The following is a 19,266-nucleotide window of genomic DNA, read 5'->3' as shown; positions in this document are numbered from 1 at the left end:
AAGGAGCTTAACATGGAAGCGGAAGCAGCAAAGTACATCGGCGCCGGTCTCGCCTGTTTCGGTATGGCCGGTACGGCTCTCGGCCTCGGCAACATCTTCGGCCAATACCTCTCCGGCGCTCTGCGCAACCCGTCCGCTGCTGACAGCCAGTTCGGCCGTCTGGTGTTCGGTTTCGCCGTTACGGAAGCTCTGGGCATCTTCTCGCTGCTCATCGCGCTTCTGCTCCTCTTCGCCGTCTAATAAACGGTTCAAGAGTCTGGCCTGCCGCGATCTGTATCTTGAAATGCAGCGCGGCTGGCCTTTGCATATGACGTTCGAGTAGGCATGATCCCGGAAGACGGGAACCGGTTTTCGGATCAGATCATGCTCGATTTAAGGGGAAATCTGGATGTTCGTGTCCACGGCGTTTGCCCAAACCGCCACCGAATCGCAACCGGCACCAGCTGCTGGTGAGCACGGCGCAGCTGATGCTGTGCACACCGAAACCGGGGTCGCGCAGGATGCCGGACACGGCAGCGGCGTATTCCCTCCGTTCGATTCCACCCACTACGCCTCGCAGCTTCTGTGGCTGGCGATCACTTTCGGTCTTTTCTATCTGTTCATGTCGCGCGTGGTTCTGCCGCGCATTGGCGGCGTGATCGAAACCCGTCGTGACCGTATCGCCCAGGATCTCGAGCAGGCTGCCCGTCTCAAGCAGGATGCCGATAACGCCATCGTTGCTTATGAGCAGGAACTGGCCCAGGCCCGCACCAAGGCCGCTTCCATTGCAGAAGCTGCTCGCGAAAAAGGCAAGGGCGAAGCAGACGCCGAACGCGCTGCTGCCGAAGCTGCGCTGGAAGGCAAGCTCAAGGACGCCGAAGAGCGTATTGCTGCGATCAAGGCCAAGGCCATGAGCGACGTCGGCACCATCGCCGAGGAAACCACGGCTGAAATCGTCGAACAGCTTCTGGGCACCAAGGCCGACAAGGCTTCGGTAACAGCCGCTGTCAAGGCCGTGAACGCCTGAGGAGAGGACAATGGACGCTACATTTTGGGCACTTGTTGGCCTCATCATCTTCCTGGCGATCCTCGCCTATCTGAAAGTTCCGGCCATGGTTGGTCGTTCGCTCGATGAGCGTGCCGATCACATCAAGAAGGAACTGGAAGAAGCCCGTACGCTGCGCGAAGAAGCACAGCAGCTTCTGGCCGAATACCATCGCAAGCGCAAGGAAGCCGAAAAGGAAGCAGGCGATATCGTCGCCGCTGCTGAACGCGAAGCCAAGGCTCTTCTCGAAGACGCCAAGCGTGCGACTGAAGAATATGTGGCCCGCCGTAACAAGCTGGCTGAACAGAAGATCGCAACCGCTGAAGTCGACGCTATCAATGCCGTCCGCGCTTCGGCTGTCGATCTCGCCGTTGCCGCCGCTGGCAAGCTTGTCGCCGACAAGGTTGACACCAAGGTTTCCGGCGGTCTGTTCAAGGACGCACTGGTTCAGGTCAAGTCGAACATGAACTAAGGTTCTCGCGACCTTTTGAGTTTTGAAATGCCGCCTGAAAGGGCGGCATTTTTGTTTTAATAAGGCCTCGGAGAGGGTGCGCCAATTCGGCGGTGCATACCAGTGGAATGGATGAGCCATTCAGGGACATGCCGAGTATTCGAAAAGAATGGAGCTACCGGGGGCGATGGATGACATAACCGGCGCGATCTGGTTGATCGCCGCCAGTGGCGCCTGATAAATCCACCAGGATTCGATCGGTGCAGCTTCCGGTTTTGCGCTCGCATCTTTTCGGACCGAGCCGGATAAGGGCTCATTCCTGCGGACTGATTTCCGTTCAGGCGTTTCGCATCTACACGATGCGCTTAAGTGTGAGGCTCAAAGCGTCCCTTGATCGGTGCGAAAGTGTAACGGTGCAGGCCGGGGATGGGGCCGTCGCTTTCAATGGCGGCGCGGTGGCGGGCGGTTGCATAGCCTGCATGCACTTCCATGCCGTAGATCGTGTGAACGCTGCCTGCGCGCTCCATCATGCGATCCCGCGTCACTTTGGCGACGATGGAAGCCGCAGCAATCGACACGGAGCGCTGATCGCCCTTCACGAGGGCGGAACCGGGGCAGGGCAGGCCGGGCGGTACATCGCGCCCATCAATCAATGCGTGGCATGGCTGTAAGATCAGCCCGTGTACGGCGCGACGCATGGCTTCCAAAGCAGCTTTCCGAATATCGCTGACATCGATGCTGCGGGCGCTGAGACTTGCAACAGAGACGCTTATGGCCTTCGCCAGAATAGTCTCATAGAGCGCATCGCGCTTGGCTGCATTGAGACGTTTGGAATCGTCTAGCCCGTCGGGAACGTCGCTTGCGTCCAGCAGCACGGCAGCAGCTACGACCGGCCCGGCGAGAGGCCCGCGCCCCGCTTCATCGATGCCGACAATATGGCGAAGCCCACGCGCCAGCAGCCTCGCTTCTTCAGAGAAGTCGGGCACGAGTGGGATGTCGAATAGAAGAGGAGAATCAGAAGCCGTGCTTTTCATGAGGCGGCGATTTTCGCATTGCCTCCGATTCTCCGCAAGGTCCTGCCAAGAGGAATGGTGGCGGGAAGCAGGACCCGATCCGCCTGACGGGACAGGCGGAAATAGATAGTGTGTTAATCTGTATTGGGTGTGGCCATCAAAACAATGACAACTGCTTGCCGCCTTTCTGGACGGGTTCGAACAGATCGGTACGCAAGTGTTTGCGCTGGCTGTTGAAGCCGAGCTTGCGGGCGGCGATTTCAAACCGGCGGCCGATCTGCCAGGCATAAGGGCCGGTGCCGCGCATCCGCTTGCCCCATTCGGCATCGTAGTCCTTGCCGTCGCGCATCGAGCGCACCAGCGACATCACATGCCGGTAACGGTCGGGATAATTGCGCAGCAGCCAATCCTTGAACAAGGGCGCTACTTCCAGCGGCAGGCGCAGCAGTACATAGCCAGCCTCGCGCGCTCCTTGCGCATAAGCCGCGTCGAGAATGCGCTCGATCTCGTGATCGTTGATACCCGGAATGACAGGTCCCATCATGACCGAAGCCGGAATACCTGCATCGGTCAGCTTGCGGATTGCCTGAAGGCGCAGGCTCGGCGTCGAAGCGCGCGGCTCCATCGTGCGGGCCAGATGCGCGTCCAGCGTCGTCACCGATAGCGCGACCTTGGCGAGACCCTTTTCAGCCATGCGGCTCAAAATGTCGATATCGCGCACCACAAGCGCCGATTTCGTTACGATGCCGACGGGGTGGTTGGCCGCTTCCAACACTTCGAGAATTTCGCGCATGATGCGCCATTTCTTCTCGATCGGCTGGTATGGATCGGTATTGGTGCCGATGGCAATCGTCTTGGGCTGATAGCCAGCCTTCGCCAGTTCGCGTTCCAGAAGGCGCGGCGCGTCCGGCTTGGCGAACAGGCGGGATTCGAAATCGAGACCAGCCGACAGCCCCATATAGCTATGGCTCGGGCGGGCGAAACAATAGATGCAGCCATGCTCGCAACCGCGATAAGGATTGATCGAACGGTCGAAGCTGATATCGGGAGAATCGTTGCGGGTGATGATCGTGCGCGGCTTTTCCACCTGCACATCGGTGTTAAAAGCGGGCAGCTCTTCCAGCGTCGTCCAGCCGTCGTCGAAATCCTCGCGCGTGGTCGGCTCAAAGCGTCCCGTCGGATTAATGCCCGCACCGCGTCCACGCCGACGGCTGTGATCGATCCGCAGCCCCGCTTCGCCGACAAGCGCGTTGGCATGCTCCGCACGGCCAGTGCCGAATGCGGCCATGTCTGCCTGCTTGATGATATCTGCGTGCTGGATAGCTGCCATATTCATCTCCCTGCGGAGCTTCAAAGCATGTCCGGCAAAGCCTCTGACGGCTTGCATGCGGCAACGCTTCTGGTAATTGTCCGACTCTGTCTGATGAATCTATTCCTATCCGAAGAGTAAGAACAAATCAAGAACATAGTTCGTTCCGCTTTCCGTTCACGCGCTGTTGATATAAGAAGCGCGCATGCTGTCCGTGATTATAGAAACGCAGAATTCCGAAAAGCCTCTGACCCACACATTGTCGGCGCTTGTGCCAGCGGTGGTGGAGGGGCTTGTTCGTCGCGTTCTGGTGATCGACAAAGGCTCGTCGGATGAAACCGCACTGGTGGCGATTGGCGCCGGATGTTCGTTCAGCGATGGCGCGGATAAGGCGGCGGCGTTAAGCGAGATCCGCACGCCCTGGGTTCTGGTTCTCGCGCCGGGCGCTATTCCGCAGGATGGATGGGAAGAAGTTGCGCGTCGCCATATGGAAGGCACAAGTGATCCGGCGCGGTTCACGCTGGCCGGGGAGCGCGGGCTTGGCGGGTTGAAGGCGGCAGTGTTCGGCAAGGGGCCGACGCTCGATGCCGGGCTTCTGGTTCGGCTGGATATGATCAAGCCTCTGATTTTGGACGGGATGGCTTTTGCTGGGCTTCCGCGTCAGATGAAGCCAGTGCGGCTCAAGCATGGCATTCATCCGCCCACGCAGGATTGAAGCGGTCCCTAAGAGCCTGTTCCAAAAGTCGTCCTGTGTGGCTGCAAATGGCAATCTTCTGCGTTCCGGTGCTCACGTACTTTGAGTACGCCCCGCTCCGGTACTCGAAAATAACCATTTTCGCACACACGTGCCGCTTTTTGATTCAGGCTCTAAACAGCAAAAGGCGAAGCAGGAGCTTCGCCTTTTTTGTAAGATAGCAGCTTTCGCTTCTATCTTGATTAGTTCTGGTAGCTCGAAGGCGAAGCGTCGCCAAAACGATGTGCAGAACCGTCCTGATAGGTCGAACCCGACTGGATCGTCGCGGTTGCGGTGTGGTCAACGGTCTGAGAAGCAACCGGGGTGCGGTCGTTTGCATAGAGGTCGGCCGGTTCGCCGACATGCGGGTTTTCTGCGAAAGCAGCACCGGCGCTAAGGGCAACGGCAACGGCAGCAAGAGCAAGCTTTTTCATTTTCATATTCCTTTGAAGATCGCCCTTCGGATGGCACCCGAACCAATCGGGAAGCAAGTAAGGGCACCCGGGTGGCTCAGGCACCATCCTTCGGGGAGATAACTGTTGAAGCCGGATCGTTTGAGGCCCGGCCTTGGGCGTCAGCGTTCGAACGCGACGCCCGTTATGCAGCAGGCTTTGGCCTGATTAGTTCTGGTAGCTCGAAGGCGAAGCGTCGCCAAAACGATGCGCGGAACCGTCCTGATAGGCCGAACCCGACTGGATCGTCGCAGTTGCGGTGTGGTCAACGGTCTGCGAAGCAACCGGGGTGCGGTCGTTTGCATAAAGGTCTGCAGGTTCGCCAACATGTGGGTTTTCTGCGAAGGCAGCACCGGCGCTAAGGGCAAGGGCGGCAGCAGCAAGAGCAAACGTTTTCATTTTCATATTCCTTTTCGTTTGCCGCACGAACGACACCCAATCACTGGGTTCTGTCCGGGGCGTCCCGGGTGGCCGAAATGCCATCCATCAGGGAGGGGAAATCAATCGCCGGGATTGCTTGGGAGGATTCCGGCAGGGCGGGCGTCAGCGGCGTTTTCAGCGCGACGCCCGTTATGCAGTCAGGCGTAGGCCTGATTAGTTCTGGTAGCTCGAAGGCGAAGCGTCGCCAAAACGATTTGCAGAACCGTCCTGATAGGCCGAACCAGACTGGATGGTTGCGGTTGCGGTGTGGTCAACAGTCTGCGAAACAACCGGGGTGCGGTCATTTGCATAGAGGTCTGCAGGTTCGCCAACATATGGGTTTTCAGCGAAGGCAGCGCCGGCGCTCAGGGCGAGGGCAGCAGCAGCAAGAACAATCTTTTTCATTTCCTATCTCCTTGGAAACTGGAGCGGCGTTTCTTTTCGTCGTTCCGATGCAGCTGAAATGGGTGACAATGGGCAAAAGTTCCAGTCACGAAAATGTTTTGTTAATCACACATTCGTGCTCGTTAATATTTGGAAACAATCGAAAATAGGAAAAATATATACGTAAAATCAACAGTTTGATTGATATACCAGCAATCACGTGACTGTTATATGACGCTTTTTGTTCATAAATCGCGAACAGAGTGTCCGTGTTTATTGTCCAATAAGAGTGAACAATAGCTGGCTTTTGAATAGGGTGTTACTGACTATCGAAGGAGAATGGATTTCTGCGGGCTGCACGCAAGCGCAAAGCAGGCAGAATCAATATCGGAGGAGGCGGGTTACAGCTGTGTGAGGGTTACGATGCAGCTGTGCCGGTCGCGATGACAAACCAGTCCGGCTTTTCGGCTCTCATGCGGGCTGCGGCCTTTTGCAGGGCGTCTTCGTCGGCGAAGATTGCAAAACAGGTCGCGCCGGAACCGGACATCTGGGCGTATAGCGCATCGCCCGCCCGTAGCAGCGCAAGCTTGTCGCCGATTTGCGGAGCAAGCGCCAGGGCTGGCGACAGGAGATCATTGCGCGTCGTGCCAAGGTAATGGCAGAGCGCGCCGAGTTCATTCTGGTCGGGCGGCAGCAAGGCGGGATTGTTCCGCTTGTCGAGGGCGCGAAACACATCGGGCGTGGCAAGCGCCGTGCCGTCATTGACGAGCAGCAGGGGCAGGGCCGGAAGGCCCGTAACAGGTGCAAGGTCTTCGCCAATGCCGCGCGCCGTCAGCGGCGTGCCATGCGCCGCACCATGCAGGCACATGGGCAGATCAGCGCCAAGCGCCAGACCGAGCGCGGCGAGCCGGTCGAAATCGAATTGGAGGTTCCAGAGCGTGTTGAGGGCAAGCAATGTGGCCGCCGCATCGCTGGAGCCGCCGCCAATACCCGATGCTATGGGCAGGTTTTTTTCAAGATGAATGGCAACGGGCGGCAGATCGCGCCCGGAATGCGCGCGCAATGCATCGCGCGCCTTGAGCACCAGATTGCCGCCATCGAGGGGAACCGCCGAGGCGAAAGGCCCGCTGACCGTAAACCGGTCTTCCGGAGCATCGGCAACCGTTATCGTATCGCCATAGTGCGCAAAGACCACCAGCATGTCGAGCAGATGATAGCCATCGTCGCGCCGTCCGGTGACGTGCAGCGCGAGGTTGATTTTCGCAGGGGCAAGACGGGTAACAGACCGGCTGTCAGCAGGCCGGGCGCGCAACAGGGTGTCGGTCATCGGGGTTTAAGCGGATCAGTCTTTCTTGACGTAATATTCGCCGGTTTTCGGGTCCTGCACCAGCGTGCCGTTGGCACGGTTCTGCGCTTCCTTCTCGGCCTGACGAACGCGCTGCGACACGCGTGTGGCTTCACGCTTGAACGAGCGGTAGCCATACCAGGCGGCGATGATGATCAGCAGCAGAAAAATGAGCTGTGGCATGACCAAATTCCTTATGTGTCGTGTTGGGCGCGCGCTTATCGCACCCTGTCATTTCTGACATCTTATCACGAGAAACCGTGATGTTTCAAAGACCATAGCGTCCCCAAAGCGCTTTTTCTTCAGCAACGGAGAGCAGGCCGTCGCCGAGATGGGCGGCAATTTCCGCCGGTTCCAAGCCGGAAAACGCCGATGAAAGCGCCATGCCGACGCCCGGAACCTTGCGGCCAAGCAGTCCGCGCTGGGGCTGGATCAGCTGGAGCTCCACCTTGTCGCCATAGGTCTTGCGCAGGAAACTGCGCATGTCGCCCAGCCCGTCGATGAGGCCGAGCTGCAAGGCTGTCGTGCCGGTCCAGAACAGGCCGGTGAACAGGTCGGATTCCTCGACAAGCTTGTTGCCACGCCGTTCCTTGACCATTTCGATGAAGGTGTCGTGGATTTCGAGTTGCAGCGATTTCAGCCGTTCGATGTCGGCCTTCTTTTCCGGCTGGAACGGATCAAGCGTGACCTTGTTGCTGCCGGCGGTATAGACGCGCCGCTCCACGCCGATTTTCTTCAGCAATTCCGGAAAACCGAATGACGCGGACACCACGCCGATGGAGCCGACGATGGAGGAGGGGTCTGCGATGATCTCGTCACCGGCCAGGGCAATCATATAACCGCCGGATGCGGCCACATCCTCAACGAAGATGAAAACCTTTTTCTGGTGTTCGGAGGCGAGATCGCGAATGCGGCGATAGATCAGGCGCGACTGCACCGGTGAACCGCCGGGAGAATTGAGCGAAATCGCCACGGCTGGCGCATGCTTGTTGCTGAAAGCCTTTTCCAGCACGGCGGCGGTCGATGCCAGCGATAGCGACGGGCGCAGCGCTGAACCCCCACTCATGATGGCGCCATGCAGGCGCACGACGGGAATTTCAATTGCGGCATTGCGAAAGCGGCGCGGAACAAGGCGCGTCAATAAACCGGGCAAGGCAAACTCCAAACTGGATCAACTGTTGGTTGCCAATGTAGGAACCAATCTGGGAAACACAAAGAAAACCCTCCGAAAATTTATATCTTCGGAGGGTGAGTAGGATCATTTTTTCGCGGGTTTTGCCACGATCCGCAACAGTCCGTAGCCGAATATGGCCGAGAGCGCCGAACCGGCCAGAACGCCAATTTTCGTTTCGGTCTGCATGAGATCGGACGGGAAGGACAAAAGCCCGATGAAAATGCTCATGGTAAAGCCGATGCCGCACAATATGGCGACGCCATAAAGCTGCGCCCAGCTGGCGCCCATCGGCTTTTGCGCAAGGCCGGTCTTGATGGCGAGCCAGGCTGCGCCGAACACGCCAAGCTGCTTGCCAACAAAAAGCCCGAGCAGAATGCCGAGTGTCAGCGTGTCGCCCATCACCGAGGCATCGAGCCCGGCAAAGGAAATGCCCGCATTGGCAAAGCCGAAGATCGGCACGATGAGGAAGGCGACCGGTTTTGCCAGCGCATGTTCGAGGATGTGCAGCGGTGACGTCATGTCATCCGGTTTGCCGGGCGCAGGTTTCAGCGGCACCATCAGCGCTGTCACCACACCGGCGACGGTGGCGTGAACGCCGGAATTGAGCACGAAGAACCACAAAATTGCGCCACCGATCAGATAGGGCAGCAGCTTCATCACGCCCATGCGGTTCATCGCGAAAAGCGCAATCGCAGTTATGAAAGCCCCGCCCAGATAGGGCATCGAGATTTCGGCTGTGTAGAAAATGGCGATGATGACGACGGCGGCCAGATCATCGAGAATGGCGAGCGTCGCCAGAAAAACCTTGAGGCTCGACGGTACGCGTGAGCCGAGCAGCGACAGGACCCCGAGCGCAAAGGCGATATCGGTTGCGGAAGGCACCGCCCAGCCCCGCACTTTTTCGGCATCGTGAAAATTCAGCGACGCGAAGATGATCGCAGGCAGGATCACGCCGCCTGCTGCGGCAATGCCCGGTAGCATCCGGTTTGGCCAGCTTGCAAGCTGCCCGTCGATGAATTCGCGTTTGATCTCCAGCCCGACGAGCAGGAAAAACACCGCCATCAGCGCATCATTGATCCAGTGCGCAAGGCTCAATGGGCCCATATAGACGTGAAGCGCATCGAAATAGATTTGCGAGAAGGGTGAGTTGGCCACGATGAGCGCAAGCGCTGCCGCTGCCATCAGCACCAGGCCACCGGCAACCTCGCTATCCAGAAAGCGTCGCATGAGAGATACGGGGCGAGCGGAATTTGGACTGTGGTTCATCGGTCTCCTTAAAGAAACTGTTAGGTGCTTTGCGGCGCATCCACTTCGTAGAGCACAAGATCGCGGTCGGTGATGCCGAGTGTCGGCCATGTCGAACGCCAGGCGGCAATGTGCCCGGAGGCAAAATGTTTGTCCAGCGAAGCCCGGTCCAGCCACAGCTCTTTTACATGGATAAGACCCGGATCGAGAATGTCGGCGGCATAGGAATAGTCGATGCAGCCAGCCTCGGCGCGGCTGGCTTCGATCATTTGCTGCATGACAGGGCGCGCCTCATTCAACTTCGCAGCAGGCAGCCGAACGGTTCCGACGATAAGCAGCACGGTTTATTCTCCCCGGATCAAAGAAGCGCGGTCTGGCCGTTGTTGATGGCATTGGCGCGGGGTGTGAAACCGTTGCCGCTGTCGCCATGCAGGACGAGTGGCGGCATGAACGAGAGACCGGCGCGGCTGCCCCGCGTGCCGGTGACGACGATACGGATTGCCGCTGCGTCACCGCGGGGGTGCACCGGCACGATGCGCAAGCCGCCGAAGCGCCCGGTGAGCGCTTCCAGAATGAGCGCAATCGAGCCCGGTCGCGCTATGATGGCGATGCCGCCGCCCGGCCGGACGATGGCCGCCGCCGTGCGCACCCATTGTTCGAACATGCCTTCGGGCATGACATGCGCTTCCGCCTTGAGCGGATCGGGCGTGCGCCGGTCCGCCGCTTCGTTGAAAGGCGGGTTCATGATGGCGAAATCGAAGCTGTTATCGGCAAGACCTGCCGCAACACGCGCTTTTCCGGTCAGCGCCACATCCGCTTCCACAATCGCGAGGCGGTCTGCCAGAGCTGTATTCAGGGGATGCGCGATGGTCTTTCTGGCAAAGCCGACCATCAGGCCAGAGCGTTCGACAAGGGTAATGCGGCTTGCCGCGCATCGGGCCGCAACCGCAAGCCCGGCTGCACCCGCACCGCTGCCAAGATCGGCGAGGCGTCCGGCAAAGCCGTCCGGCACCGCGCTTGCAAGGATCATCGCATCGACGCCGGAGCGATGCCCTTTCATTGCCGGTTGCACGAGATGAAAAGCGCCGCGATGAAAGACATCCAGCGTTTCTTCAATCTCGTCTTCGGTCGTCAGGGTCATTGATCGCGCAGTTCGTGTTCAATCTCGGCATCGATCAGGATTTGCCGCGCTTCGTCCAGCTGATCCTCACTGACCAGAAGACGGCGCGGCAGTACGCCTAACGACCCCTCGATAATGCTCATATTGGTGTCTGCGATGAAATAAGCTATTCCCGCTTCCTTCATCAAGGCTTCGGCGAAAGACAAAAGGACGGAATCGTTGGTGCGGATAAGTTCGATCATTTACCTAGTTTGGAGCCAATGCACCGCATTGACAACAGCTTCCGTCAATGTTGAACAGGCAGTGAAGGCACGGAATGCGTCTTGAGCATTCCGCCGCGCTTAAATATGGTGGCGGCCCCATCAAGGAGTAATGGCATTGGGTGTGGTTCTGAATCTCGACGACAAGAAAAAGCAGACAGGATCGGTGCAGCCGCTTGTCGACCTGACGAAGGCCGATATGGCGCGCGTAAACGAAATGATCCTGTCACGCGCCGGTTCCGACGTCGAAATGATTCCCGAAGTCGCCAATCATCTGATCTCGTCGGGCGGCAAACGCCTGCGCCCGATGATGACGCTCGCTGCCGCCCGCATGTTCGGTTACGACGGCGACGGTCATGTGCGTCTCGCAACCGCTGTCGAATTCATGCATACCGCAACGCTTTTGCACGATGATGTGGTTGATGAAAGCGATCTGCGCCGTGGCAAAAGCACCGCCCGCATGATCTGGGGCAACCAGGCCAGCGTTCTCGTCGGCGATTTCCTGCTCGGTCAGGCTTTCAAGATGATGGTCGATGTCGGCTCGCTCGACGCGCTTGACGTGTTGGCGACCTCTGCTTCGGTGATCGCCGAGGGCGAAGTCATGCAGCTTGCCGCTGCCAAGAACATGGAAACCACCGAAAACGAATATCTGGCGGTCATCAAGGCCAAGACGGCGGCGCTGTTTTCGGCGGCTGCCGAAGTCGGCCCGATCATCGCCGGTGTGCAGCGTTCGGATCGCGCAGCCTTGCGGGATTACGGTCTCAATCTCGGTCTCGCTTTCCAGCTGGTTGACGATGCGCTCGACTATGGTGGCTCGGCTGCCGATCTGGGCAAGAACACGGGCGACGACTTCCGCGAAGGCAAGATCACGCTGCCGGTGATTCTCAGCTACCGTCGTGGCACCGATGATGAACGCGCGTTCTGGAAGCACGCCATCGAGGACGGTGCCAGCGACGATGCATCGCTGCAAAAGGCCATCGGCCTGATGACCAAACATGGCGCGATTGCCGATACCGTGCAGCGTGCGCGCCACTTTGGCGAGATTGCCCGCGATGCTCTGGCGCCGCTGAAGGCCTCGCCGGAAAAGGATGCCCTCATCGAAGTCATCGACTTCTGCATCAGCCGCGTGAACTGAGTTCGAATATTTCGAACGGGATCGATCAGGAAAAGCACCCCATCACGGATGCTTTTCTTGCCCCCTCATCCCAAAAAGGCCATGCTTGAAGTGCCTTTTCCGGTGAGGAGACGGCTTGTCGGTTTTGGATACGGTCGGCGATTCGTTGCCGATGGCACAGGTGGGAATGTGAGAAGAGGATTGGGCTTCATGCGGCATGGAATGAAAAACGGCCCGCTTTACGGTTTGCTTTTTTCGCTTCTGGCGGGAATTGCAATGCCTGCCAGCGGCGCATGGGCCAAGGCGGCAGCCGATCCCGCTCCCGTCGTCACGCCTGCTGTTCGGGCCGGTTCCTTTGCTGGCGCCTATCTGGCGGGCCGCACCGCCGAAGCCGATAACAACCTGTCCGCCGCCGCCGATTTCTATCGTCAGGCCATGGCTTTCGATCCGGGCAACAGTCAGGTCAAGCAGGACCTGCTTCTCGTTCTGCTGACCGAAGGCCGCTTCAAAGACGCCCTGCCACTTGCTTCCGAATTGCAGAATGTGCCGGATATCGAGCGTTTCTCTCGCGTCGCCCTTGCCATCGACGCTATTTCCAAAAAGCAGTACCGCAAGGTCGGACCGCTTTTGATGCTGTCCATGCAGTCCGACATGGACCGGCTTGCGACAGGCTTCATGAATGCGTGGGTCAAGGTGGGGCAGGGCAATCCCAAGCAGGCACTGGCCGATATCAAGAAGATGGAAGGCCCCGAATGGTATGGCCTGTTCCGCACCTATAATTCTGCTTTGATCGCCGATCAGGCCGGGATGAAGAAGGAAGCGGCGGAATTCTACCAGCAGGCCTTCGATGACCGTCCCGGCGGCAGCGCTGCGCCCGACACCTATGAACGCATCATTATGGCCTATGCCTCGTTCAAGCTGCGTCAGGGCGACAAGGCCGGGGCCATCCAGATCTTGAAGGATGGCGAGGAACTGCTGAATGGTCGCATGACGCTCACCGAACTGCGCGAGCAGGTCGAGGCGGGGCAGAAAGTTGACCGCCTGATCGAAACGCCGCAGCAGGGCGCTGGTGAAGTGCTTTATACGCTCGGCACCGCGATCAACCGCAGCGGTGCAGAGGCATTTGCGAAGCTTTATCTGCAACTCTCGCTGCCGCTGCGTCCGGGCAATGATGCGACCCTGTTCCAGCTTGGCGATATTTCGGCCAAGCTGCGCCGTCCGGAAGCGGCAGTGGAATATTATGCGCAAGTGCCGGAAAAATCGCCCTATCGCCGCGATGCCGAAATGCAGCGCGCGCTGAACCTTGCCGATAATGACAAGTCTGCCGAGGCCATTGAGCAGTTGAAGACGCTTCTGGGCCGCGACAAGACCGACATCCGTACCTATCTGGCGCTGGGTGGCGTTTACGCGCAGGACAAGAATTTCGCCGAAGCCGCCAAGATTTATGACGCGGCTGTCGAACAGATCAAGACGCCGGAACGCAAGGACTGGCCGGTCTTCTACCAGCGCGGCATCGCCTATGAGCGTCTGAAGCAGTGGGACAAGGCGGAACCGAGTTTCAACAAGGCGCTGGAGCTTTATCCCGACCAGCCGCAGGTGCTGAATTATCTTGGTTATTCCTGGGTCGATATGGGCATCCATCTCGATCGTGCGCTCGACATGATCAAGAAGGCGGTCGAGTTGCGCCCGCAGGACGGTTACATCGTCGATCCGCTGGGCTGGGCCTATTACAAGCTCGGTCGTTACGACGAAGCGGTGGTGGAACTGGAAAAGGCTGTTAAGCTGCGCCCGGAAGACCCGACGATCAACGATCATATGGGCGATGCCTATTGGCGCGTTGGTCGCCAGCTTGAGGCGACGTTTCAGTGGAACCATGCGATTGCAGGCAAGCCGGAGCCGGAAGAACTCGTCAAGATCGAGGAAAAGCTGAAGAAGGGCCTGCCCGACGTTCCGGGCCAGTCTTCCGCCGATGCGACCAAGCCAGGCGAGAAAAAGCCGGACCAGCCGAAGCCGGAAGAACCGAAGCAGGACACGCCTGCTGTCGCGCCTGCACCAGCTGCGCCCACACCGGAAAAGCCGACGACGGATTAAAAGCGGCAGATAGGTCCGGTTTCAGGGCGATAGGACACTGAAACCGGCAGTCTGTGCTTGACCCTGCGGTGCTGATGTATGATCTGGCAGGATTTTTATCCGAAAACCGGTTGCCACTTTTCGGAAATCCTGCTTAGACCGGGCCATCATTTCAATAACGAGGCCCAGCCCGGTGTCTAATTCGTCCAGCATGTTGCCCGCACATATGCATCCCACCCGTTCCTTTCAGGGTCTGATCCTGACGCTCCATCACTATTGGGCGGAACATGGTTGCGCTATTTTGCAGCCTTACGACATGGAAGTGGGTGCGGGTACGTTTCATCCGGCAACCACGCTGCGTTCGCTCGGGCCGAAGCCGTGGAAAGCCGCCTATGTGCAGCCGTCGCGCCGTCCCAAGGATGGCCGCTATGGCGAAAATCCCAATCGGCTGCAGCATTATTACCAGTATCAGGTCATCATCAAGCCATCGCCGCCGAACCTTCAGGACCTTTACCTCGGTTCGCTGAAGGCCATCGGCCTTGATCCGACGCTGCATGATGTGCGTTTCGTGGAAGACGACTGGGAAAGCCCGACGCTCGGCGCCTGGGGGCTTGGCTGGGAATGCTGGTGCGACGGCATGGAAGTGTCGCAATTCACTTATTTCCAGCAGGTCTGCGGCATTGAATGCTCGCCGGTCGCCGGGGAACTGACCTATGGTCTGGAGCGCCTCGCCATGTATGTGCAGGGCGTGGACAATGTCTACGACCTCAATTTCAACGGTCTCGAAGGCGACGAAAAGGTTACCTATGGCGATGTGTTCCTGCAGGCTGAGCAGGAATATTCCCGCTACAATTTCGAAATGGCCGATACCGAAATCCTGCATCGCCACTTCATTGATGCCGAGCGCGAATGCGAAGCCATTTTGAAGGCGGGCAGCACGGGCGAGGGCTCTTTGCACAAATGCGTGCTCCCCGCCTATGACCAGTGCATTAAGGCATCCCATGTTTTCAACCTGATGGATGCGCGCGGCGTGATTTCGGTCACCGAGCGCCAGAGCTACATCCTGCGCGTCCGCAATCTCGCGCGTCAGTGCGGCGAGGCATTTCTGCTCACCGATGCAGGCGGCTTTAATTACAAGAATGAGGCTGTTTAATGCCTGACTTACTTCTCGAACTCTTTTCCGAGGAAATCCCGGCCCGCATGCAGCGCAAGGCTGCCGGCGATCTGAAAAAGATGATCACCGATGGTCTGGTCGAAGCCGGTCTTACCTATGAAGCCGCGACCGCTTACTGGACGCCGCGTCGCCTGACGCTCGACATTCGCGGCCTGACCGTGCGTTCCAAGGACGTGCATGAGGACATCAAGGGCCCGTCGGTCACAGCACCGGAACAGGCCATTCAGGGCTTTCTGCGCAAGGCCGGTCTCACCGATGTTGCGCAGGCCCATGTGCATTCCGATCCGAAGAAGGGCGATTTCTATGTCGCCCATCTGACGAAGCCGGGCCGCCCGGCGGAAGAAATCGTCGCCGAGCTGGTGCCGCAGACGATCCGCAATTTCCCCTGGCCGAAATCCATGCGCTGGGGCGCGGCTTCGGCAAAGCCCGGTGCTTTGCGCTGGGTGCGTCCGCTGCAATCGATCCTGTGCACCTTCGGCCCTGAAACCGAGGAAACAGTGGTTATCGAATTCGACGTCGATGGCATCAAGTCCGGCAATCTGACCTATGGTCATCGTTTCCTGAGCGACGGTCAGGCGATCAAGGTGCGCCGCTTCGACGATTATGTCGAAAAGCTGGAAAAGGCTTTTGTGGTGCTCGACGCCGAACGCCGCAAGGAAATGATTTCGCAGGACGCGCATAACCTTGCCTTCGCGTCGGGACTCGAACTGGTCGAGGATGAGGGGCTTCTGGAGGAAGTTTCAGGTCTTGTCGAATGGCCGGTCGTGCTGATGGGCGAATTCGAGGAAGAGTTTCTGGCGATCCCGCCGGAAGTCATCCGCCTCACCATCCGCGCCAACCAGAAGTGTTTTGTCACGCGCAAGCAGGGCGAAACGGAAGCGCTGTCCAACCGGTTCATTCTGGTGTCGAACATCGCAGCCCGCGATGGCGGTACGGAAATCGCATACGGTAACGGCAAGGTGGTGCGCGCACGTCTGTCGGATGCGCTCTATTTCTGGCACACCGATCAGCATGATCTGCCCGACCTCGACAAGCTCAGCGCCTCGGCGGAAAAATTCGGCCTCGATTTGAAGAAGCCGCTCGATCAGCGCATGGCGCGGCTGGACGCGTTGAACGTGACCTTCCATGCCAAGCTCGGGACGCAAGGCGCTCGCGTTGAGCGTATCCGCGAACTGGCTGCGCAGATCGCGCCGCTGGTCGGTGCCGATCCGAAGCTTGCTGCACGTGCGGCAGTGCTGGCCAAGGCTGATCTGACCACCGAAGTCGTGGGTGAATTCCCCGAGCTTCAGGGCGCGATGGGCCGCAAATATGCTTTGCTTCAGGGCGAGGATGCAGCCGTCGCCGCAGCGGTTGAAGAACATTACAAACCACAAGGCCCGTCCGATGTGGTGCCGAAGAACCCGGTCTCGGTTGCCGTGGCGCTGGCCGACAAGCTCGATACGCTGGTCGGCTTCTGGGCCATTGACGAAAAGCCGACCGGTTCGAAAGACCCCTATGCGCTGCGTCGTGCCGCCCTTGGCGTGATTCGTCTTCTGCTATCGCAGGACTGGAAATTCCCGCTGCTGCCGCTGTTCCGTTCGGCCTTCGCCGCGCTGAAAGAAGGCGTGGTCCAGCGCAAGCTGCGTGAATTCGAAGCCAGGCTTGCAGGTGAAAAGTCTGGCGATGTCGATGGCGAACAGGATGTCGACAATGCACTGCGCAACTATGAGACGGAAGTTCGTGCCGAAGCCGACCGCAGCGCCGAACCGGTGCTGGCCGATCTTCTCTCCTTCCTTCACGACCGTTTCAAGGTGCATCTGAAAGACGAAGGCGCACGTTACGACGCTATCGACGCCGTGCTGACGCCGGAAGCCGACAACCTGCTTTTGGTCGCACGCCGCCTGGAAGCGCTGATCGTCTTCATCAATGAGGAAGACGGCAAGAACCTGCTGGCTGGCACCAAGCGCGCCGCCAATATTCTGGCAGCGGAAGAGAAGAAGGGCACCAAAGTCGCGAGCAGCGTCGATGCTTCGCTTCTTAAGCTGGACGAGGAAAAGGCTCTGTTCGACGCGGTCAATCTCGCATCGAGCGAAACCGAAACGGCCATTGCCCGCGAAGATTTTTCGGGCGCGATGCTGGCGCTCGCCAAGCTGCGCGGTCCGGTCGATACGTTCTTCGAAAAGGTGCTCGTCAATGACGAGGACGAAAATGTTCGCGCCAACCGTCTGGCTCTGCTCGACCTGATCCGCACGGCCACCGGCAAGGTTGCGGATTTCTCCAAGATCGCTGGCTGATAGCCAGCCTATACGAAATAAAAATGGCGCCGGTTGGCGCCATTTTTATTTGAGGATTATTGAAGGCTGGGTCTGAGCGTCAGCGAACTGAGGTCCACTTCTCCCGATGCGCCTGCCCACGGATCGCCGACGACGCGCACGGGCTTGGCGGGGTCGAAGTCTGGCATCTTCTGTTCGGTCGGGATGATAGCGGGCTGTTCCTGCACGTCTTCCGGCAGCGGCTTGCCCTGCATGCGCGCCATATAGGCGCGGGCGCGCTTGCGCCGTGCTTCGATTTCCTTCAGCGCTTCGGCTTCAGCCTCTTGCCGCTGGCTGCAAGCGCCGCAGACAGGCAGCCCGTTGGCGCCCATCCGGTCATAGCCGATATAGTCGATGGAACCGACCGCATAGGTCGTTCGCGCAAGTTCCGCCCCGTGGGCCGATGGAACAGCGGGCAGTCCGGCGACAGTCAGTGAAATGGCGATAAATCGCGATAACATTATTCACCTCAAGCATGGATAGTAACATCCTGCCGCAAAAAAGCTAACAAAACGCAATTTTCCGGGTCGCGTTGCCATAAATGTGCACGAGGCAAACCGCCTGTTTGCTTGCGCAGGGCTTCGCGCTTGTGTAGGCAGAAGGCGCTCATATCTATGCGTGCATCTTGTCCGAAAACCGCTTTGCACTTTTCGGGATGCACTCAACTTGGACGCCCGAGAGGCGGAAAACCAGTGTCAGATGTAATGAAATTCGATGATGAGGCAGTTCAGCGCGCGGTGGAAATCCTGCGGCGCGGCGGTCTTGTCGCCATTCCCACCGAAACCGTCTACGGTCTTGCCGCCGATGCCTCGCACGGCGAAGGCGTGGCCGGTATTTTCGCCGCCAAGGGTCGCCCGCAGTTTAACCCGCTGATTGCTCATGTCAGCGGCATTGCCATGGCAGAGCGCTATGTTACCTTCGATGCCCTGTCGCGCAAGCTGGCGGAACTGTTCTGGCCCGGCCCGCTGACCATCGTGCTGCCGCTGAAAGACCAACAGGATACCAGTCGGCCCATTCATCCGCTGGTGACGGCGGGACTGCCGACGCTCGCCATCCGCATGCCGCATGGCCGCGTGCAGGAGGTCATCACGGCGCTGGACAGCCCTGTTGCGGCACCGAGCGCCAATACCTCCGGGCGTATCAGTCCGACAAGCGCCAAAGCCGTCGCGGACGATCTTGGCGACAAAATAGACCTGATCCTCGATGCCGGTCCATGCGGAGTGGGCGTGGAATCCACCATCGTGAAGGTCGAGGGCGGCATGGTGCGTCTGTTGCGCCCCGGCGGGCTTGCTGCAGAGGACATAGAAGCAGCGATTGGCACAAAGCTGGTGCGCACCGAACAGACCGAGGCCATTCAGGCGCATATCATCGCGCCGGGCATGATGGCCTCGCATTATGCACCGGATGCCGCCATGCGGCTTGCGGTTGGCGATGTGCAGCCGGGCGAGGCGCTGCTGGCTTTCGGGCCGTCGCGGGTGGCCGGAGCCGAGACGGCAAAGGCCGTACTCAACCTCAGCGCCGATGGCAATCTGCGCGAGGCGGCCAGCAATCTGTTCGATTTCATGCGCAAGCTCGACGCCATCGGCGCCAGCACCATTGCCGTTGAACCCATTCCCTTTGACGGTCTCGGCGAGGCCATCAATGACCGTTTGAACCGCGCTGCCGCACCGCGCTAGATTTCAAAGGA

22 protein-coding genes are annotated in these 19,266 nt (G+C 59.0%); 9 read left to right on the top strand and 13 right to left on the bottom strand.

Going from position 1 to position 19,266, the window contains the following annotated elements:
- The first annotated feature begins 12 nt into the window (after positions 1-12).
- The 3 genes from QLQ11_RS06305 (at position 13) to QLQ11_RS06295 (ending at position 1,496) form a co-directional block, all read left to right on the top strand.
- Positions 13-240 carry a F0F1 ATP synthase subunit C gene (locus QLQ11_RS06305; RefSeq protein ID WP_002963544.1) on the top strand — a complete coding sequence of 76 codons (228 nt, stop codon included), beginning with the start codon at positions 13-15 and terminating at the stop codon, positions 238-240.
- A 148-nt stretch (positions 241-388) separates the two neighbouring features.
- Positions 389-1,006: a F0F1 ATP synthase subunit B gene (locus QLQ11_RS06300; protein WP_109368423.1), complete on the top strand. Its 618-nt coding sequence runs from the start codon at positions 389-391 to the stop codon at positions 1,004-1,006.
- 10 nt (positions 1,007-1,016) lie between these two features.
- On the top strand, positions 1,017-1,496 hold the full coding sequence (locus QLQ11_RS06295) for a F0F1 ATP synthase subunit B (RefSeq protein WP_109368424.1): 480 nt from the start codon (positions 1,017-1,019) through the stop codon (positions 1,494-1,496).
- A 344-nt stretch (positions 1,497-1,840) separates the two neighbouring features.
- On the opposite strand, the gene QLQ11_RS06290 is transcribed toward QLQ11_RS06295, so the two are convergent.
- Positions 1,841-2,509, bottom strand: a complete 669-nt coding sequence (locus QLQ11_RS06290) for a ribonuclease HII (RefSeq protein WP_109368425.1) — start codon at positions 2,507-2,509, stop codon at positions 1,841-1,843.
- A 136-nt stretch (positions 2,510-2,645) separates the two neighbouring features.
- On the bottom strand, positions 2,646-3,818 hold the full coding sequence (locus QLQ11_RS06285) for a PA0069 family radical SAM protein (protein ID WP_124915183.1): 1,173 nt from the start codon (positions 3,816-3,818) through the stop codon (positions 2,646-2,648).
- Positions 3,819-4,002: 184 nt separating this feature from the next.
- On the opposite strand from QLQ11_RS06285, the gene QLQ11_RS06280 reads away from it, so the two are divergent.
- On the top strand, positions 4,003-4,512 hold the full coding sequence (locus QLQ11_RS06280; protein WP_109368427.1) for a glycosyl transferase: 510 nt from the start codon (positions 4,003-4,005) through the stop codon (positions 4,510-4,512).
- A gap of 221 nt (positions 4,513-4,733) precedes the next feature.
- Here QLQ11_RS06280 and QLQ11_RS06275 read toward each other — a convergent pair whose 3' ends face one another.
- From QLQ11_RS06275 to QLQ11_RS06230, 10 genes are all read right to left on the bottom strand, one after another.
- The gene (locus QLQ11_RS06275; RefSeq protein ID WP_109368428.1) at positions 4,734-4,964 is read right to left on the bottom strand and encodes a hypothetical protein; all 231 of its coding nucleotides are present in this window, start codon (positions 4,962-4,964) and stop codon (positions 4,734-4,736) included.
- 186 nt (positions 4,965-5,150) lie between these two features.
- On the bottom strand, positions 5,151-5,381 hold the full coding sequence (locus tag QLQ11_RS06270; protein ID WP_109368429.1) for a hypothetical protein: 231 nt from the start codon (positions 5,379-5,381) through the stop codon (positions 5,151-5,153).
- 195 nt (positions 5,382-5,576) lie between these two features.
- Positions 5,577-5,807: a hypothetical protein gene (locus tag QLQ11_RS06265; protein ID WP_124915184.1), complete on the bottom strand. Its 231-nt coding sequence runs from the start codon at positions 5,805-5,807 to the stop codon at positions 5,577-5,579.
- Between the two features lie 397 nt (positions 5,808-6,204).
- Positions 6,205-7,113, bottom strand: coding sequence for a 4-(cytidine 5'-diphospho)-2-C-methyl-D-erythritol kinase (locus tag QLQ11_RS06260; protein ID WP_109368431.1), 909 nt, complete (start codon positions 7,111-7,113; stop codon positions 6,205-6,207).
- Between the two features lie 15 nt (positions 7,114-7,128).
- Complete coding sequence (locus QLQ11_RS06255) at positions 7,129-7,314, bottom strand: hypothetical protein (RefSeq protein WP_109368432.1); 186 nt, start codon at positions 7,312-7,314, stop codon at positions 7,129-7,131.
- A gap of 85 nt (positions 7,315-7,399) precedes the next feature.
- On the bottom strand, positions 7,400-8,284 hold the full coding sequence (locus QLQ11_RS06250) for a S49 family peptidase (protein WP_171316579.1): 885 nt from the start codon (positions 8,282-8,284) through the stop codon (positions 7,400-7,402).
- Positions 8,285-8,389: 105 nt separating this feature from the next.
- Entirely contained in the window at positions 8,390-9,571 is a 1,182-nt protein-coding gene (gene nhaA / locus QLQ11_RS06245; RefSeq protein WP_171316575.1) for a Na+/H+ antiporter NhaA, read from the bottom strand.
- 20 nt (positions 9,572-9,591) lie between these two features.
- Positions 9,592-9,891 carry a putative quinol monooxygenase gene (locus QLQ11_RS06240; protein WP_109368433.1) on the bottom strand — a complete coding sequence of 100 codons (300 nt, stop codon included), beginning with the start codon at positions 9,889-9,891 and terminating at the stop codon, positions 9,592-9,594.
- A 17-nt stretch (positions 9,892-9,908) separates the two neighbouring features.
- Positions 9,909-10,691, bottom strand: coding sequence for a tRNA1(Val) (adenine(37)-N6)-methyltransferase (locus tag QLQ11_RS06235; protein ID WP_109368434.1), 783 nt, complete (start codon positions 10,689-10,691; stop codon positions 9,909-9,911).
- Positions 10,688-10,912: a DUF2007 domain-containing protein gene (locus QLQ11_RS06230; RefSeq protein WP_109368435.1), complete on the bottom strand. Its 225-nt coding sequence runs from the start codon at positions 10,910-10,912 to the stop codon at positions 10,688-10,690. Before QLQ11_RS06230 ends, QLQ11_RS06235 begins: the two co-directional genes overlap by 4 nt.
- Before the next feature lie 136 nt (positions 10,913-11,048).
- On the opposite strand from QLQ11_RS06230, the gene QLQ11_RS06225 reads away from it, so the two are divergent.
- The 4 genes from QLQ11_RS06225 to glyS all read left to right on the top strand — a co-directional run bounded on the left by QLQ11_RS06225 (position 11,049) and on the right by glyS (position 17,561).
- Entirely contained in the window at positions 11,049-12,065 is a 1,017-nt protein-coding gene (locus tag QLQ11_RS06225; protein WP_109370175.1) for a polyprenyl synthetase family protein, read from the top strand.
- 189 nt (positions 12,066-12,254) lie between these two features.
- Positions 12,255-14,135, top strand: coding sequence for a tetratricopeptide repeat protein (locus tag QLQ11_RS06220; RefSeq protein WP_371835844.1), 1,881 nt, complete (start codon positions 12,255-12,257; stop codon positions 14,133-14,135).
- Positions 14,136-14,340: 205 nt separating this feature from the next.
- Complete coding sequence (locus QLQ11_RS06215) at positions 14,341-15,267, top strand: glycine--tRNA ligase subunit alpha (protein ID WP_109370177.1); 927 nt, start codon at positions 14,341-14,343, stop codon at positions 15,265-15,267.
- Positions 15,267-17,561, top strand: coding sequence for a glycine--tRNA ligase subunit beta (gene glyS / locus QLQ11_RS06210; RefSeq protein WP_121537331.1), 2,295 nt, complete (start codon positions 15,267-15,269; stop codon positions 17,559-17,561). Before QLQ11_RS06215 ends, glyS begins: the two co-directional genes overlap by 1 nt.
- Positions 17,562-17,617: 56 nt before the next feature.
- Here the strand turns inward: glyS and QLQ11_RS06205 are convergent, their stop codons facing one another.
- Positions 17,618-18,040, bottom strand: a complete 423-nt coding sequence (locus QLQ11_RS06205; RefSeq protein ID WP_109368437.1) for a hypothetical protein — start codon at positions 18,038-18,040, stop codon at positions 17,618-17,620.
- Positions 18,041-18,283: 243 nt separating this feature from the next.
- On the opposite strand from QLQ11_RS06205, the gene QLQ11_RS06200 reads away from it, so the two are divergent.
- Positions 18,284-19,255, top strand: coding sequence for an L-threonylcarbamoyladenylate synthase (locus tag QLQ11_RS06200; protein WP_371830802.1), 972 nt, complete (start codon positions 18,284-18,286; stop codon positions 19,253-19,255).
- The last annotated feature ends 11 nt before the right edge of the window (positions 19,256-19,266 follow it).

This window comes from Ochrobactrum sp. SSR, assembly GCF_030067775.1.
Classification (GTDB): Bacteria; Pseudomonadota; Alphaproteobacteria; order Rhizobiales; family Rhizobiaceae; genus Brucella; species Brucella teleogrylli.
The sequence above is the reverse complement of the archived record's forward strand: the minus strand, read 5'-3'. Positions and strand labels throughout refer to the sequence as shown.

Bases quoted from the DNA above. Each gene is read 5' to 3' on its own strand.
- QLQ11_RS06305 (WP_002963544.1), top strand. From the start codon at position 13: ATGGAAGCGGAAGCAGCAAAGTACATCGGCGCCGGTCTCGCCTGTTTC.
- QLQ11_RS06300 (WP_109368423.1), top strand. From the start codon at position 389: ATGTTCGTGTCCACGGCGTTTGCCCAAACCGCCACCGAATCGCAACCG.
- QLQ11_RS06295 (WP_109368424.1), top strand. From the start codon at position 1,017: ATGGACGCTACATTTTGGGCACTTGTTGGCCTCATCATCTTCCTGGCG.
- QLQ11_RS06290 (WP_109368425.1), bottom strand. From the start codon at position 2,509: ATGAAAAGCACGGCTTCTGATTCTCCTCTTCTATTCGACATCCCACTC.
- QLQ11_RS06285 (WP_124915183.1), bottom strand. From the start codon at position 3,818: ATGGCAGCTATCCAGCACGCAGATATCATCAAGCAGGCAGACATGGCC.
- QLQ11_RS06280 (WP_109368427.1), top strand. From the start codon at position 4,003: ATGCTGTCCGTGATTATAGAAACGCAGAATTCCGAAAAGCCTCTGACC.
- QLQ11_RS06275 (WP_109368428.1), bottom strand. From the start codon at position 4,964: ATGAAAAAGCTTGCTCTTGCTGCCGTTGCCGTTGCCCTTAGCGCCGGT.
- QLQ11_RS06270 (WP_109368429.1), bottom strand. From the start codon at position 5,381: ATGAAAACGTTTGCTCTTGCTGCTGCCGCCCTTGCCCTTAGCGCCGGT.
- QLQ11_RS06265 (WP_124915184.1), bottom strand. From the start codon at position 5,807: ATGAAAAAGATTGTTCTTGCTGCTGCTGCCCTCGCCCTGAGCGCCGGC.
- QLQ11_RS06260 (WP_109368431.1), bottom strand. From the start codon at position 7,113: ATGACCGACACCCTGTTGCGCGCCCGGCCTGCTGACAGCCGGTCTGTT.
- QLQ11_RS06255 (WP_109368432.1), bottom strand. From the start codon at position 7,314: ATGCCACAGCTCATTTTTCTGCTGCTGATCATCATCGCCGCCTGGTAT.
- nhaA (WP_171316575.1), bottom strand. From the start codon at position 9,571: ATGAACCACAGTCCAAATTCCGCTCGCCCCGTATCTCTCATGCGACGC.
- QLQ11_RS06235 (WP_109368434.1), bottom strand. From the start codon at position 10,691: ATGACCCTGACGACCGAAGACGAGATTGAAGAAACGCTGGATGTCTTT.
- QLQ11_RS06230 (WP_109368435.1), bottom strand. From the start codon at position 10,912: ATGATCGAACTTATCCGCACCAACGATTCCGTCCTTTTGTCTTTCGCC.
- QLQ11_RS06220 (WP_371835844.1), top strand. From the start codon at position 12,255: ATGCGGCATGGAATGAAAAACGGCCCGCTTTACGGTTTGCTTTTTTCG.
- QLQ11_RS06215 (WP_109370177.1), top strand. From the start codon at position 14,341: ATGCATCCCACCCGTTCCTTTCAGGGTCTGATCCTGACGCTCCATCAC.
- glyS (WP_121537331.1), top strand. From the start codon at position 15,267: ATGCCTGACTTACTTCTCGAACTCTTTTCCGAGGAAATCCCGGCCCGC.
- QLQ11_RS06205 (WP_109368437.1), bottom strand. From the start codon at position 18,040: ATGTTATCGCGATTTATCGCCATTTCACTGACTGTCGCCGGACTGCCC.
- QLQ11_RS06200 (WP_371830802.1), top strand. From the start codon at position 18,284: ATGAAATTCGATGATGAGGCAGTTCAGCGCGCGGTGGAAATCCTGCGG.